Consider the following 13,908-nt stretch of genomic DNA (forward strand, 5'->3'; position numbering starts at 1 on the left):
GTATAAAACGAGGTGAAACATGATTAAATACTTACAAGAAGAAAACATAGACGAAAATTTGATTAAACAATTAGAAGAATATAGAAAAGAAAATGGACTTGCTGACAACGACAGGGTGATCAAACCTGAATACAAATACTACGGCAAGGAAGTCCTAGAGCAAGCCATAGCGGCCCTTCTAGCGGGAAAAAACATCCTCCTTACTGGGGCTAAGGCTACTGGGAAAAATGTCCTTTCATCAAATCTTTCCTATCTATTTCAAAGACCATCCTACAACGTATCCTTCCACGTAAACACAGATTCTGCCTCTCTTATAGGTGCAGATACTTTCAAAAACGGGGAAGTTGTATTTAGGAAGGGGCCTATAACAGAGGCAGCAGAAAATGGAGGATTTGCTATCTTAGATGAGATAAATATGGCCAAAAACGAAGCTATATCAGTCCTTCACGCAACTCTCGACCACAGGAGAATAATAGATCTTTCTGGCTACGATAAGATTGCCCTCGATCCAAATACAAGATTTATAGCAACCATGAACTACGGCTATGTGGGAACAAGGGAGCTTAACGAGGCCCTTTCTTCAAGATTTATGATTATAAATGTGCCAAATATTAGTAAGGACAATCTCGATAAGCTCCTAGCTGATAACTTCCCAACCCTTAAGGAAAAATACAGGAAGGCCTTCATCGACTTATTTATAAGTCTACAAACAAAAAGCGAAAACAATGAGATTTCTACTAAGTCAGTAGACCTACGTGGACTAATAGGAGCAATTGAAACGATAAAAATAGGTCTTTCTCCTTACCAAGCCTTGATGATGGGACTGGTCAACAAATCCTTCGATGAATTCGAAAGACAAATCGTTCTCGATGCCCTAAAGAGCAAGATTCCTACAGATATAGGAGAAAGTGTATTTGATGAATGATCAACTAGAAAAGATTAGACAATACAACATTATCTGGGACTTTGCCAAAACCTATAAGTTCCTTCCCAAAAAATCCTTCCCCATGGAAGACATCTACCTTAATATGGTCACAGGCTTTAAGATAGGGACCTTTGATTTTAAAATCCTAGATTCCTTCTTTGCCTATATCAAAAAAGACAATATGTTCTTTGATGATTTCAAGTTTATGACAGAAATCCTAATGGAAGAAATAGCCTTTAAGGAAATTGCCAAAGAAAATCTAGTGATAGCTGACTTTAGGAAAAAATACGCAAGAAAGGTAATGAATAAATATTCCTACCATGAGCCAAAAGATCTGAGGGAGCAAATCGAGAAGGCCTACTACGGCAAGATTTTGGATAGGCCAATTACTGAGGGTAAACTCTTTAGAGATATCTACTATGCCCTATTTTCTATCCACACCACAAGGACCAATGAATTAATTGACGAATTGAATAATTTCTTCGAAAAATATTTCCGCCTTGATAGGTCGGCCAAGGATAGGGATAGGTTTAAGGAAATGGTCTCAGAAAATAAGGCCAAGGACTTCAAGGACCCAGACGAGATTGATGACAAAAACGCCGAGTACTCCGAGGAATATCTTTCAGACCAATTCGGTATAGGTAGTGCAGAGTTTACTGGAAATATATATCTAGCTGAAAAAAAGGAAGATAATGACAAAAACCTCATGTTTCTTAACACAGGCGAGGATACCTACCACTCATCTACAGAATTTATCGAGGACTTTTACGGCCTGTCAGTAATGGCAAAAGAAAAAGTATCCGCTATGGAGACAAAGCTTTGTAAGGGAATCCACAAGAACAAGAGGCTCTACTTCACTAGAGGAGAATATTCTACTAAGGCCAACGCTAGATTTTACAAGAAAGGCCGCCGTGAGCAAGCCGAAAAAACCGAAGCCTTTATCAAGGAAAATACAGCCATCAACAACAGATCTATCAACGAGCTAACCCTTTCAATCAAAAACTCCATAGCTAACTTCTTAGAATACAACGAAGTCTACAAAAACTATGGAGCAATCGACTCATCAAAGGCCTGGAGAGCAAACATCCTCCACGACTACGATGTCTTCATCAATGAAGAAAGCGACGATATATCGAAGTTTAAGGTAGATCTAATACTCGATGGGTCTGCCAGCCAAATAGGTCGCCAAGCCATGGTAGCAAACGAGGCCTATATCATAGAAAGGGCCATGGATGCCCTAGATATTCCAATCAGAGTCATGAGCTTTTCTACCCTAAGGGACTTTACAGTCTTTAATATATATAGGGACTATGACGAAAAGGAAAATAACGAAAAGATTTTTGACTTTTTCGCATCAGGTTCAAACAGGGACGGCCTTGCCTTTAAGACTGTCCATGAACTGATCGAAAAGGATGACGAAAACACCAAAAATATTGTCATAATCCTTTCTGATGGTAAACCAAATGACGAAAGAAGTAATATCAATACTGTAAAAATGCTTGATAAAGACCAATATGTAGAGGAAGTCGCAGTCAAAGATACTGCCAAGGAAGTTAGAAATATAAAAGAAGATGAGATATCAATACTAGGAGTCTTTACCGGAGAGGAAGAAGACGTAGAAAACGCCAAGCTAATCTACAACACAGACTTCTGTAGGATTACAAATCTGGAAAACTTCTCAAAGATTGTTTCAATCTTTATGAAAAACCAAATCCTCCAATAGGATTTTAATCTAATAATAAAGATCAGCTACTAATAAATTTAGAGGGAATTCCCCTCTTTTTTTAGTACAGAAAAACCGGCTCTAAGCCGGCATATATTAATTCTTATTTTCTTTTCTAAACTTTATTTTATGATAAATCCTATTTACCATATCCATAACTTCAGGAATTCTTGCTAAAAGAATTACTAGTAAGTAAACTATCATAGCAGCAATGATAGCTACAAACAAGGTCACAAGTCTTGGAGCAAAGTTAGCAAGTGCTCCATTGACTCCTACAGCAACTAGGGCCATAAGTCCTGTTGCAAGACTTATCTTTATAAGAGATATTAATGAAGTCTTGAAGTTAAAGCTTCCGAATTTCTTCCTAAATTGATAAATCATCATGACTGTACCAATGGCAGTTGATAAAACTGTCGCATAGGCAAGTCCCCTTATGCCAAATATCTTAATTAGGATAAAGTTAAATATAACATTTAAAATCTGTTGGATAATCACAACGACCACTGGTGTCTTGGAATCTCCTACTGCATAAAAACCTCTATCTACCACATCTATTGTTGATTGGAAGATATTATTTGGAGCATAAGCTACAATAAGGCTTGCAACCGCTATGGTATCTTCCCTAGTGAAGGCATTTCTCTCAAATACAACTCCTATGATAGGCTCTGCAAGAGCGGCCATACCAATACTAGCAGGAATTAACAGAAGCATGGTAGATACTACAGATGAGCTTATGGATTTTTTCATCTTTCCTATCTCACCACTTGCCCCATATTCTGCTATAGTTGGAAATAGGGCTGTAGTTATAGAAATTGTTATGATTCCTGTAATCATAGTTAGCATCGTCTTTGAATAAAAGAGCTTGGAGATGGCTGCTTTTCCGAAGAAGGCTGAAGCCATAGAGTTATCTATTATTATAGAAATCTCTCCTGCTGCTGATGATAAGATTATAGGAATAGCTACAACCATCAAGCTTCTTACGTACTTATTGTGAATATCTAGGATTTTCCTATGCTTATAACCTGCCTTCCTACATGCCCTTGGAAAGAGTATGTATTGGAGGGAGTTACCCAAAAGGGCTCCTATTATTAGCATGTAAGGATTCTTTGTTATTCCTGTAAGGACAGTAAAGGCAATGATTATAATATTCATTATAATTCCTGTAATGGCAGGATCGAAGAAGTTGCCCTTTAGATTTAAATATCCCCTAAATACTGCTGAATAAAGATAAGCAAATACTGCAAACATCATTATTCTAGTATAGTTTGTGGCAAGGTCCAAAGACTCGCCGCTTAAATCTGGGGAAAGGAGTTTAGAAAATGGCCTTGCAAAAACCATTCCTATTATTACTGCAAAAACTCCAAATACCATAAGGATATTGAAAATATTTGAAGTAAATTCCTCAGCTACCTTCTCCCCTTCTTCCTTCTTTGCCTTATTATAAATTGGAATAAATCCTGAAATTATTCCAACAGCCACGAAGTTTGCAATAACAACCGGCAGGGTGTTTGCGGTTGTGTAGATACTTTTTAAATCACCTGCTCCAATGTATGACGCCATAACTGACTCTCTTAAGAATCCAAAAATCTTGGAGATTACCGTCACAAACATGAGCATTATAGTAGTTTGACCCATAGTTACCTCTCTTTATTTCTTATCTACTTATTATATCATTTAGACTGACAAAGACAAATAAATTATTGCTGTTAAGCTATATTAGTAAATGGAATTTCAAGTTAGAAATGACTATAAAAAGCCCTACTCGAAGAAGACTTAAAATTATTCTTTGAGTTAGGGCTTTATCTTTATTTTTAGATATTATTTTTGTAATTTGCTATCATCTGGTCTGTCTTCTACTGGAATATTCTCGTTATCAGCAGGAGATCTGTAGATTGATTCAGCTGCGAAGGCCTTAACTTTCTTGCCGGTCTTATTTTCTGCAACTACTGTTCCAGGTCCTCCGACACAGCCTCCCATACAAGCCATGCCTTCGATAAGCTTGCCGTCCATCCTGCCGAGTTTGGCCATTCTTGCAAGCTTGACACAGTTGTCTAATCCTTCAGCATTTTCTACTTCAACCTTGGCATCCGGATCGATTTCTCCCACTCTTCTCTTAACAGCTTCGGCAACACCACCACTTACTGCATAGAATCTTCCTGTCTCTGAGGCATCCATCATTGGCTCATCTACTTCGATTTCTGATGGTTCGATTCCTTTAGCAAGGAACATTCCTAGAAGCTCTTCGTAGGTTATTACAAAGTCTATTACTTCAGCTACTTCTTCTTCAAGAGCTTCAAGTTTCTTGGATATACATGGTCCTATAAATACTACTTCACAGTTTGGATCACGTTTTTTCATTTGTTTTCCTGAATAGATCATTGGTGTTGATGATTCAGAAATCTTATCATTTATATCTGGGAATTGGTTTCTTACCATTAACTTCCATGAGAAACAGCAGCTTGTTCCCATAAATGGAATCTTGCCTGTTGGAACTTGTTCTAAATACTCATGGGCTTCGTTCATTGTAGTTAGGTCAGCTCCAAGGCCTACTTCTATAACATCGTCAAAGCCAAGTTGTTTGATAGCCTCTCTGATTTGTTCAGGGCTTACATTTACACCAAATTGTCCGACAAATGATGGTGCAATTATAGCATAAACTTTCCTATCTGATTGTAGAGACTTGATAAGTTGGTAGATCTCACTCTTATCTGAGATTGCTCCAAATGGGCAAGTTATAATACATCTACCACAAGCTACGCACTTATCTTCGTCGATTTTAGCACGACCTAATTCATCAGAGCCGATTGCCTTAACTCCACAAGATTCTGCACAAGGTCTTTTTTGGTGGTTGATTGCTTGATATGGACAAGCAGCAACACACTTACCGCACTTGATACATTTATCTTGATCTATTATTGCTCCCTTGGCAGTATATGTAACAGCGTTTTTAGGGCAGACATTTACACAAGGATGTCCAATACAAGCATGGCATTGGTCTGTTACTGTGACTTTGTTTTCAGGACATGCTTCACAGGCGATTTTTATAACAGAAACTAAAGGTGGATTGTAGATTCGTCTGTCATAATCCATCGCATCTAAGCCTTCTGTGACAGCGTCTGTATCAGCAGCACTTCTTGCGTCAAGACCTATACACATTCTAAGTCTCTCACCCATTACTGCTCTTTCTCTAAAGATATTTTCCCTATATCTCGCTTCTTCTCCTGGAAGAATATCAAAAACTTCTAGGGCTATGTCTGTAATTGGCCTGTTTTCGTAGGCAATTTTGGCAACTGCCTCAAAGGCCATCCTTCTAATATTAAGTATGTCTATGTATGATTCTTTCATTATTATCCTCTTCTTTAATTATTTAGCTGGTTTTAACTTATCAAACATCATCTCCATCATAACCTCAGGCTTAGCCTTCTTTAAATATGTATCGTCGATTTTAACTAATGGAGCGTTCTTAGATGGATTTTCAATCTCATCCATTATATTTTCGTAGACAACTTCGATTTCTGGAGTATCTCCTAAACCTTCAAGCTTGTAAGCGTACTCGATATCAGTTTTCACTATGTTTGCTGAATCGTATAAGAACTCGTTTCCGTGGGCAGTGCATCTAGCACATGAACATATAGTTACTTTCATAATCTCCTCCAAATATATTCTTAATAAGATTGTATCAAATTTAACAGTATATAGCAATTAATTTCCTAAATATCTATAATAATTCTAAAAGTCGATCCGCATCCGACCTTGCTTGTGACTTCTAGTCCATATCCTAAGTAGTCAGCAATGTGCTTGGCTATGGATAGGCCAAGGCCTGTTGATTTGTTGTCTCTTTTTCTTGCCTTATCTGCCATGTAGAATCTCTCAAATATCCTAGGCAAATCTTTTTGGCTTATTCCTACTCCATTATCCTTAATGAATATTATTAATTTCTTGTCTAATATTATTGAGGAAAGCTCAATTTTCCCACCTTTATTGGTATATTTGATGGCGTTTTCATAAATGTTTGATAAAAGGTCGGTAAATAAGGATATGGAAGTTTTTATTTTAAAAGATCCTACTGTATTTACTATCTCAATATTTTTAGAATCCGACTTTCCCCTATAATTTTCTATGCAAAGCTCGGCTATTTCTCTTATATCAAATTCTATTTCATCGATTCCCTGGCCATTTTCGTCAAGGCTAGAAAGTTTTAGGATATCATCTATTATCTGAAGGAGTCTATTTCCTTCCTTATATATAATCTCTGCAAAGTTTCTCACGTCACTTTCCTTGGCAATTCCAGTAGAAATTAGCTCCGCATATCCGTTAATAGAAGTTAGGGGACTTTTTAGCTCATGGCTTACATTGGCAGAAAATTCTCGTCTCATAAGCTCAGCCTTTCTTGTCTCTGAGTTGTCTATTATTATAATCACATAGCCCATATCGTAGCTATCAATGATTGGATCGACAAAGACTTTTAGGTGGAAGTTGTTTACATCAAAGGCCAAAGCTTTGGTTTTCTTAGTCTTTTGAATCTCCTTTATAGCCTTCTTATAATCTTCATCATCAATAAGATCTATAAAGCTAGTATTAGAGTTCTTGTCCAGATAGTTTTGGGCGGCCTTATTCATTATCTCGATCCTGCCATTTTCATCGCAAACCACAAGGCCTTCTTCCATATTCTCTGTTATATCTATTATTTCCTTAAATCTCGAAGCTTGGGCCATCTCACTTGCCTTAAGTTTTTTCTTACTTTCTACTAGGTTTTCAAAGTAGGGGCTTATTTCCTTATATCTTGGATCAATCCTCTTAAAATCGTAATTATCATCGAATCGACTCAGTCCTTCTATGTACTTATTTACAAAATTATCTGCTTCAAACTTTATAATCCCTATTATAAATAGGTAGGCTATAAGATAAATTGAGATAATTTTGCCATCAAATATATCTAGGATTGTATTTTGGGATTTGATAATAAGATTATCCTCTCCTCCTATATAGTAGGCAGTGTTTATTGAATCCTTTATCCCATATTTAATTTCTCTGATTTTCCCATCATCTCGAATATTAATATCTTTTAAGTCTATATTATCGATCGAACTATAGAGAATATTCTTTTCGTCATTAAAATATACTAGCTTGTATTTTGGATATGTTTTTTCAAAATCTTTTAATATATTTTTATTTCCATCATTTATCTCATAGTAAATAAAGCTCAAAGAATCCTCCATGAATTCATTTTGAGCTTTATTTTTTCCTCTAAAGACTATGCTTATATTTATTAAAAATGTTACAAGCATTACAAGACTAAATATCCTTATAAGGCTTTTTTCTAGTAAATCTTTCATATTTCACCGAATTTATAACCTAGATTTCTAACAGTTTCTATATATTTTCCCGCATTTTTTAGCTTAGCCCTAAGACTTGCTATATGAACATCTACAGTTCTGGTCTCTCCCTCGTAGTCGTAGCCCCAAACTTTGAGTAGGAAGTCATCACGGGTTATTACATTTCCTATATTAGACATAAAAAGAAGTAGCATCTCAAATTCCTTGTAGGTTAAGTCTATTTTCACTCCGTCTACCTTAACAGAACGCTTTTTCATATTAAGTCTTACTTCTTTATAGCTTATGTGATCTGTATCCTTCTTCTTGCTTCTTCTAAGAACAGCCTTGACTCTGCTTATTAATTCTAAGATTGAGAAGGGTTTTGTAATATAATCATCGGCCCCTAGGTCAAGACCCATCACCTTATCAAACTCATCAGTCCTAGCTGTAAGCATTATTATGGGTATATCAGAAAACTCTCTAATCTCCTTAAGTATAGTGATTCCATCCTTTTCAGGTAGCATTATATCAAGGATTAAAAGCTCGCCCGGACTATCTTTTACATCACTTACTATCTGTGATCCATCTTCGTAGCCTGCGACCTCGTAGCCTTTTTCTCTTAAGGCATATTCTACTAAATTTCTTATAGACTTATCGTCTTCGACAACATATATCATCTAAAGCCTCGTAGAAAGATCTGCTACTCTCGCAAGCCTATCTCCTAACCTTTCAAAATACTTGTAGAGGAGGACTTTTTCTGATAACTCCATAGGGCCTATATTATCCTTCTTATTTTCGCTTGAAATGTATGAGATTGCCTCTTCAAATAACTTGTTGTTTACTTCATCTTGCTTTATTGTTTCCTTGGCAAGGTCCATATCATAGTTTACGAAAGAATTGATAGCATCTTTTGCCATCTTTGCCTCATTTTCTATAAACTTGTTTAGAAAATCTTTTTCACTTTCGTTTAGAGCATATTCACCTAAGATGAAAGAAACTTGCTCGAAGTGTCCTGCGATTCTTTTAAACGATGAGGCTAGTTTCATTGACATTTGTAATAGCTTTAGGTCTTTAGCAACTGGTTGTTGAAGGGCCATTAGCTCAAAGCTAAGCCTTTCTATATCACTTGCTTTTCTCCTAATATCATCATGAAGATCGATTATATCCTTAAGCTCATCTTCCTTGGAATTTTCTATAAATTGGCCGGTTTTCTCATAAGAGATTATGACATAATCCATAAGGTCCTTGGCCATTTTCTTGATATTGTCTAAGTCTTCGTTGTATTTTATTCTCATATCAACCAAACCTTCCAGTTATATAATCTTCTGTTCTCTTATCTTTTGGGTTTTCGAATATATTTATTGTATTGGCCATCTCTACTACCTCACCTGTTAGGAAGAAGGCAGTTTGATCTGAAATTCTTGCAGCTTGTTGCATATTATGGGTTACAATTACTATTGTATATTCGTTCTTTAGTCCGTCCAAGAGGTCTTCTATGGCTGATGTCGAAATTGGATCAAGGGCACTTGTTGGCTCATCCATCAAGATTATATCAGGATTTACAGAAAGAGTTCTTGCTATACAGATTCTTTGCTGCTGACCTCCAGAAAATGACAGAGCATTTTGATCTAGCTTATCTTTTACTTCATCCCAAATAGCAGCTGACTTTAGAGACTTCTCTACAATCTCATCTAGCCTGTCCTTATCCTTAATTCCAGAAATCTTTGGACCATAGGTTATGTTATCATAAACGGACTTTGAAAAAGGGTTAGGGGATTGGAAAACCATTCCGACCCTTCTTCTTAATTCTACTACATCAACGTCTTTTTTGTAAATATCTTCACCTTCAATTGTGACAAGTCCTTCAATCTTACAATCATCTACGAGGTCATTCATCCTATTAAAACATCTTAACATTGTAGACTTACCACAACCAGAAGGACCAATAAAGGCTGTAATTTTTCCCTTTTCTATATCCATGTTAACTTTCTTTAGGGCCTTAAAGTCTCCATAATATAGGTCAAGGTCCTTAACTCCTATGGCAGTCTTGTTATTTGTAATTATTTCTTTATTTTCCATTAATATTATCCTTTCTTCCTATCCTACAAGCTTCTTAGTAATCTTTGCTGATACGAAGTTTATAGCTATGACGAATACCAAAAGAAGAACTGCTGTCGCATAAGCTTCGTTTACGTGGAAGCCTTCTGATGATAATACGTACATGTGTACTGCCATTGTCCTTGCTGAGTTTAAAAGTCCCTTTGGAATTGAAGGTTGAGTACCCATGGTATAGATTAGGGCTGCTGATTCTCCAACTATTCTTCCAGTTGATAGGAATATACCGCCCAAGATTCCATCCATAGCATCTGGCAAGACTACCTTAAAAATCGTCTGAATCTTAGTCGCTCCTAGGGCAAGGGAGGCGTGGGCTTGGAGGGGATTTACAGTAAGGATTGCTTCTTCTGTTGTTCTAATTATAGTAGGGAGGATCATGATTGAAACCGTAAAGCAACCTGCTAGTAGGGAGTAACCCATACCAAGACCCAGGCCTGTGCTTGTAACAAAAAACAAGTATCCAAACAAACCATACACAATGGAAGGAATGGATGAAAGAATTTCCGTTGAAAATCTTACAAGCTTGATAAAAACTTTGTTTTTGGCATATTGTGATAGATAAATCGCTGTAAAAATACCAATAGGCAGAGATATCAACAAGCTTAGAATTATTGTAAACAAGGTAGCTATCAAGGCTGGCATTATTGAAACATTTTCTGTCGTGTAAGTTAAGTCAAATAATCCTTTAGATATATTAGGTATGCCTTTAAAAAGAATATAGGCAATGATTATCCCACTCATAGCAAAGGCTATGAAGGTAAAGACCATTAATAAAGTTTTGTAAGTTTTACTCATAGCTTGCTCCTATAATTTCTTTTCATTTCTATCTCTTATGATATTAAATATAATATTGATCAAAAGTATGAAGAAGAAAAGTACCATACCTGTTGCAATCAAGGCTTGTCTGTGCATACCTGAGGCATAACCCATCTCTAAAACTATATTTGTTGTAAGGGTTCTTGAACCATCTAGTAGAGATGTTGTAAGACGTGGTTGGTTACCTACAACAAGATAGACCGCCATGGTCTCTCCTATCGCCCTACCTATCGCAAGAATTATTGAAGAGAAAATTCCGCTTTTAGCATAGGGAATCATGACCTTTCTTATAGTCTCTTCCTTTGTAGCACCAAGGGCAAGTGAGCCTTGATAGAAGGTCATTGGTACTTGCTTAAGGGAGTTTTCAGAAATATTTACCATGGTAGGCAAAATCATTATAGCAAGTAGGATAGATGCTGTAAGCATTGTCATACCACTTCTAATATTAAAGATAGATTTAACAAGTGGAACTAAAACCATCATGGCAAAGAAACCATAGACTACCGAAGGAATCGCTGCCATCAGGTTGATTAATGATTTGAGTGGAGAATAGCTTTTTTTGGCATAATAGGCCATAAATACTGAAGTAGCTAGACCAAATGGTAAAGCTATTATTGTCGATAATATAGTAACGATAATAGAACCTACTATCATTGGATAAATTCCAAAGCGAGGATTTCCCGCTGTTGGCTTCCAAACTTTACCCGTTATAAACGGAACAAGTCCGTATTCATTAACAAACTTAATCCCTTCACTGAAGATGAAAAAGATTATAAGAAGGATAAGGAATACGGACATTGCTGCTGATAATAGGAAAATTATCTCTCCGATTCTTTCCCTAGTTTTATTCATATTACTTCTCTAATTCACTAGTATTTTTAATTGTTCCGTTAAAGATTTCTTTTAACTGAGCTACTGTTACGTCTTCTAGTTTACTATCTTTATTTACAACTACTGCGATTCCGTCAGTTGCTATAACAGATACTTGAAGTTTTTCTTTTTCTTCATCCTTAAGCTCACGAGAAGCCATAGCGATTTGAGCTGCTCCATCGATACAAGCTTCGATTCCTGAAGATGATCCTGTAGATTGGATTTCTATCTTAGCATCTGGGTTAAGTTTTTGATAGGCTTCTACCATTTTTTCCATAAGTGGAGTAACTGATGTAGAACCTGCTACTGTGATTGTTCCCTTTGCACCGCTTGCCTCATATGCTTCAGTTTCTTTTAGTGGAACATAGCCTTCTTCAAGAACAAGTTTTTGAGCTTCTTCTGATTTAACATATTTTAGGAAGTCCTTTGATAGGTCATCTAGTTCACTTTCCTTATAAGCTAGGTTGAATGGACGAGCAATCTTATAAGATCCGTCTGCTATTGTCTCTTCTGTTGCTTCTACTCCGTCAACCTTAAGGGCCTTTACAGTGTCATTTAGGGAACCAAGTGAAATATATCCGATTGAGTTAGCATCTTGGCTTACTGTTTGCATAACACCATTTGTTGAGTTTTGAACTACGGCATCTTGAGTAGTCATATCTTCTTTTGCACCGTCAACTTCTTCTTCAAGTCCTACGATTTCGATGAAGGCTCCACGAGTTCCTGAACCATCTTCTCTAGAAACTACTGTGAAGTCATAGTCTTCTGCGCTTGCTGTGTCAGTTCCTTCTTTTTTCTCTTCAGGTGCTTTAGCTGCATCATCAGTTTTTGCTGCGTCATCAGTCTTAGCTGCGTCTTCTGTCTTAGTTTCTGTAGAAGTGTCAGCTCCTTTATCATTTGAACAACCAGCAAAGATTAAGCCGAAAGATAGGGCTGCTGCTAGGATTTTTGCGTTTTTGATTTTCATAATATCTCCTTTGAATTTTATCTATAACTTATTTTGTAATTACATAATACTATCCGATTGTATAGCTTAGTTTAAATAAATGTAAAGTTTATGTAAAATTTCTTTACAAATAAAAATCCCTGGTCAAACCAGGGTAAATCTTATGAAAATGACAGCATTCTCTTATCTCCGCTTACAAGTCTACCGACTTGTTTTTCGTTAAAGATTGCATAATCTCCTATTATCGAATGTTTAAGGGCTGATAGGGCTGTGGCGAAGTCTAGAGCTTCGTGGATTTCAAATCCATTGATATATGCGTGAATGAGACCAGCCGCAAAGGCATCTCCTCCACCAATCCTATCTACTATATCAAATTTGTATCTTTGTGACTTAATATATTCCTTACCATTATAAAGTCCTGCAGAAAGAGAATTGACTGAGGCTGAGTAGGAGTTTCTGATAGATGAGATGGTATATTTGATATTATACTTTTCATGAATATCCTTTAGCATCCTTGAAAGAACCTCATCATTGAAGTCTCCTGTAAAGTAATCGTGCCTTGTTGGAAGGACTCCAATAAGTATATCGACCATAGGAAGGATTTCTTCGTAGAAGTCACAAGCCTCATCAAGAGTCCAAAGGCTTGACCTATAGTTTAGGTCAAAGACAATATCTAGCCCTCTCTTCTTGGCTTCTTTTATAGAATATCTAACAAGGTCCCTTCCCTCTTTCGATATGGCTGCTGTAATTCCAGTGGCAAAGTAGAGAGACTTTCCTTCAAATATCCCATCCCAATCAAACTCTTCTATCCTAGCCTTCGATATGGAGGAATTTTTCCTATCATAAATTACCTTAGGAGACCTAAGTCCTACTCCTTTTTCCGCATAGTAAATCCCTAACCTATCTCCTCCCCTAACTATGTAGTCGGTATTTATCCCAAATCTTCTTATATTATTAAAAGCCGCCTGGCCCATCTCGTTATCTACAAGTTTTGTTACATAAGTCACATCATTACCCAAATTAGAAAGGGCTATGGCTACATTGGCTTCCGCCCCACCAAATATTACTTCAAAACTATCAGCCTGGACGAATCTTTCAAAATCAAATGGAGATAGCCTAAGGGTTAGCTCTCCTAGTGTTACAACTTTAGCTTTCATAATCTCTCCTTTATATTGCTCTCAGAAATACCAATCCGAGT

The 13,908-nt window shown here is 36.7% G+C and carries 13 protein-coding genes; 2 read left to right on the top strand and 11 right to left on the bottom strand.

Going from position 1 to position 13,908, the window contains the following annotated elements; genetic code table 11:
- Window positions 1–19: 19 nt before the first annotated feature.
- Together APRE_RS07030 and APRE_RS07035 are read left to right on the top strand one after the other, a co-directional pair.
- On the top strand, window positions 20–925 hold the full coding sequence (locus APRE_RS07030) for an AAA family ATPase (RefSeq protein ID WP_015778289.1): 906 nt from the start codon (window positions 20–22) through the stop codon (window positions 923–925).
- Window positions 918–2,648, top strand: a complete 1,731-nt coding sequence (locus APRE_RS07035; protein WP_041449709.1) for a VWA domain-containing protein — start codon at window positions 918–920, stop codon at window positions 2,646–2,648. Before APRE_RS07030 ends, APRE_RS07035 begins: the two co-directional genes overlap by 8 nt.
- Window positions 2,649–2,744: 96 nt before the next feature.
- Here the strand turns inward: APRE_RS07035 and murJ are convergent, their stop codons facing one another.
- The 11 genes from murJ to APRE_RS07090 all read right to left on the bottom strand — a co-directional run bounded on the left by murJ (window position 2,745) and on the right by APRE_RS07090 (window position 13,867).
- Window positions 2,745–4,283, bottom strand: coding sequence for a murein biosynthesis integral membrane protein MurJ (gene murJ / locus APRE_RS07040; protein WP_015778291.1), 1,539 nt, complete (start codon window positions 4,281–4,283; stop codon window positions 2,745–2,747).
- 183 nt (window positions 4,284–4,466) lie between these two features.
- A complete protein-coding gene (locus tag APRE_RS07045; RefSeq protein WP_015778292.1) occupies window positions 4,467–5,993 on the bottom strand; it encodes a 4Fe-4S dicluster domain-containing protein in 1,527 nt (508 codons plus the stop codon).
- 18 nt (window positions 5,994–6,011) lie between these two features.
- On the bottom strand, window positions 6,012–6,293 hold the full coding sequence (locus APRE_RS07050) for a hypothetical protein (protein ID WP_015778293.1): 282 nt from the start codon (window positions 6,291–6,293) through the stop codon (window positions 6,012–6,014).
- 65 nt (window positions 6,294–6,358) lie between these two features.
- Window positions 6,359–7,984, bottom strand: coding sequence for a sensor histidine kinase (locus APRE_RS07055; RefSeq protein ID WP_015778294.1), 1,626 nt, complete (start codon window positions 7,982–7,984; stop codon window positions 6,359–6,361).
- Window positions 7,981–8,640: a response regulator transcription factor gene (locus tag APRE_RS07060; protein WP_015778295.1), complete on the bottom strand. Its 660-nt coding sequence runs from the start codon at window positions 8,638–8,640 to the stop codon at window positions 7,981–7,983. The genes APRE_RS07055 and APRE_RS07060 overlap by 4 nt, the downstream gene beginning before the upstream one ends.
- Complete coding sequence (locus tag APRE_RS07065) at window positions 8,641–9,258, bottom strand: phosphate signaling complex PhoU family protein (RefSeq protein WP_015778296.1); 618 nt, start codon at window positions 9,256–9,258, stop codon at window positions 8,641–8,643.
- A 1-nt stretch (window position 9,259) separates the two neighbouring features.
- A complete protein-coding gene (pstB, locus tag APRE_RS09625) occupies window positions 9,260–10,042 on the bottom strand; it encodes a phosphate ABC transporter ATP-binding protein PstB (protein WP_015778297.1) in 783 nt (260 codons plus the stop codon).
- Between the two features lie 18 nt (window positions 10,043–10,060).
- Window positions 10,061–10,873: a phosphate ABC transporter permease PstA gene (gene pstA / locus APRE_RS09630; protein ID WP_015778298.1), complete on the bottom strand. Its 813-nt coding sequence runs from the start codon at window positions 10,871–10,873 to the stop codon at window positions 10,061–10,063.
- Between the two features lie 9 nt (window positions 10,874–10,882).
- Window positions 10,883–11,746 carry a phosphate ABC transporter permease subunit PstC gene (gene pstC / locus APRE_RS07080; RefSeq protein WP_015778299.1) on the bottom strand — a complete coding sequence of 288 codons (864 nt, stop codon included), beginning with the start codon at window positions 11,744–11,746 and terminating at the stop codon, window positions 10,883–10,885.
- Window position 11,747: 1 nt separating this feature from the next.
- A complete protein-coding gene (locus tag APRE_RS07085) occupies window positions 11,748–12,731 on the bottom strand; it encodes a substrate-binding domain-containing protein (RefSeq protein WP_015778300.1) in 984 nt (327 codons plus the stop codon).
- A gap of 140 nt (window positions 12,732–12,871) precedes the next feature.
- Entirely contained in the window at window positions 12,872–13,867 is a 996-nt protein-coding gene (locus APRE_RS07090) for a sugar kinase (RefSeq protein ID WP_015778301.1), read from the bottom strand.
- Window positions 13,868–13,908 lie beyond the last annotated feature (41 nt).

The sequence above is a fragment of the Anaerococcus prevotii DSM 20548 genome, from assembly GCF_000024105.1.
Taxonomy (GTDB): domain Bacteria; phylum Bacillota; class Clostridia; order Tissierellales; family Peptoniphilaceae; genus Anaerococcus; species Anaerococcus prevotii.

What these genes read in the sequence shown, in the direction of transcription:
- APRE_RS07035 (WP_041449709.1), top strand. Translation starts at nt 918, where the DNA reads ATGAATGATCAACTAGAAAAGATTAGACAATACAACATTATCTGGGAC.
- pstA (WP_015778298.1), bottom strand. Translation starts at nt 10,873, where the DNA reads ATGAGTAAAACTTACAAAACTTTATTAATGGTCTTTACCTTCATAGCC.
- APRE_RS07030 (WP_015778289.1), top strand. Translation starts at nt 20, where the DNA reads ATGATTAAATACTTACAAGAAGAAAACATAGACGAAAATTTGATTAAA.
- pstB (WP_015778297.1), bottom strand. Translation starts at nt 10,042, where the DNA reads ATGGAAAATAAAGAAATAATTACAAATAACAAGACTGCCATAGGAGTT.
- APRE_RS07045 (WP_015778292.1), bottom strand. Translation starts at nt 5,993, where the DNA reads ATGAAAGAATCATACATAGACATACTTAATATTAGAAGGATGGCCTTT.
- APRE_RS07060 (WP_015778295.1), bottom strand. Translation starts at nt 8,640, where the DNA reads ATGATATATGTTGTCGAAGACGATAAGTCTATAAGAAATTTAGTAGAA.
- APRE_RS07090 (WP_015778301.1), bottom strand. Translation starts at nt 13,867, where the DNA reads ATGAAAGCTAAAGTTGTAACACTAGGAGAGCTAACCCTTAGGCTATCT.
- APRE_RS07050 (WP_015778293.1), bottom strand. Translation starts at nt 6,293, where the DNA reads ATGAAAGTAACTATATGTTCATGTGCTAGATGCACTGCCCACGGAAAC.
- APRE_RS07065 (WP_015778296.1), bottom strand. Translation starts at nt 9,258, where the DNA reads ATGAGAATAAAATACAACGAAGACTTAGACAATATCAAGAAAATGGCC.
- APRE_RS07085 (WP_015778300.1), bottom strand. Translation starts at nt 12,731, where the DNA reads ATGAAAATCAAAAACGCAAAAATCCTAGCAGCAGCCCTATCTTTCGGC.
- APRE_RS07055 (WP_015778294.1), bottom strand. Translation starts at nt 7,984, where the DNA reads ATGAAAGATTTACTAGAAAAAAGCCTTATAAGGATATTTAGTCTTGTA.
- murJ (WP_015778291.1), bottom strand. Translation starts at nt 4,283, where the DNA reads ATGGGTCAAACTACTATAATGCTCATGTTTGTGACGGTAATCTCCAAG.
- pstC (WP_015778299.1), bottom strand. Translation starts at nt 11,746, where the DNA reads ATGAATAAAACTAGGGAAAGAATCGGAGAGATAATTTTCCTATTATCA.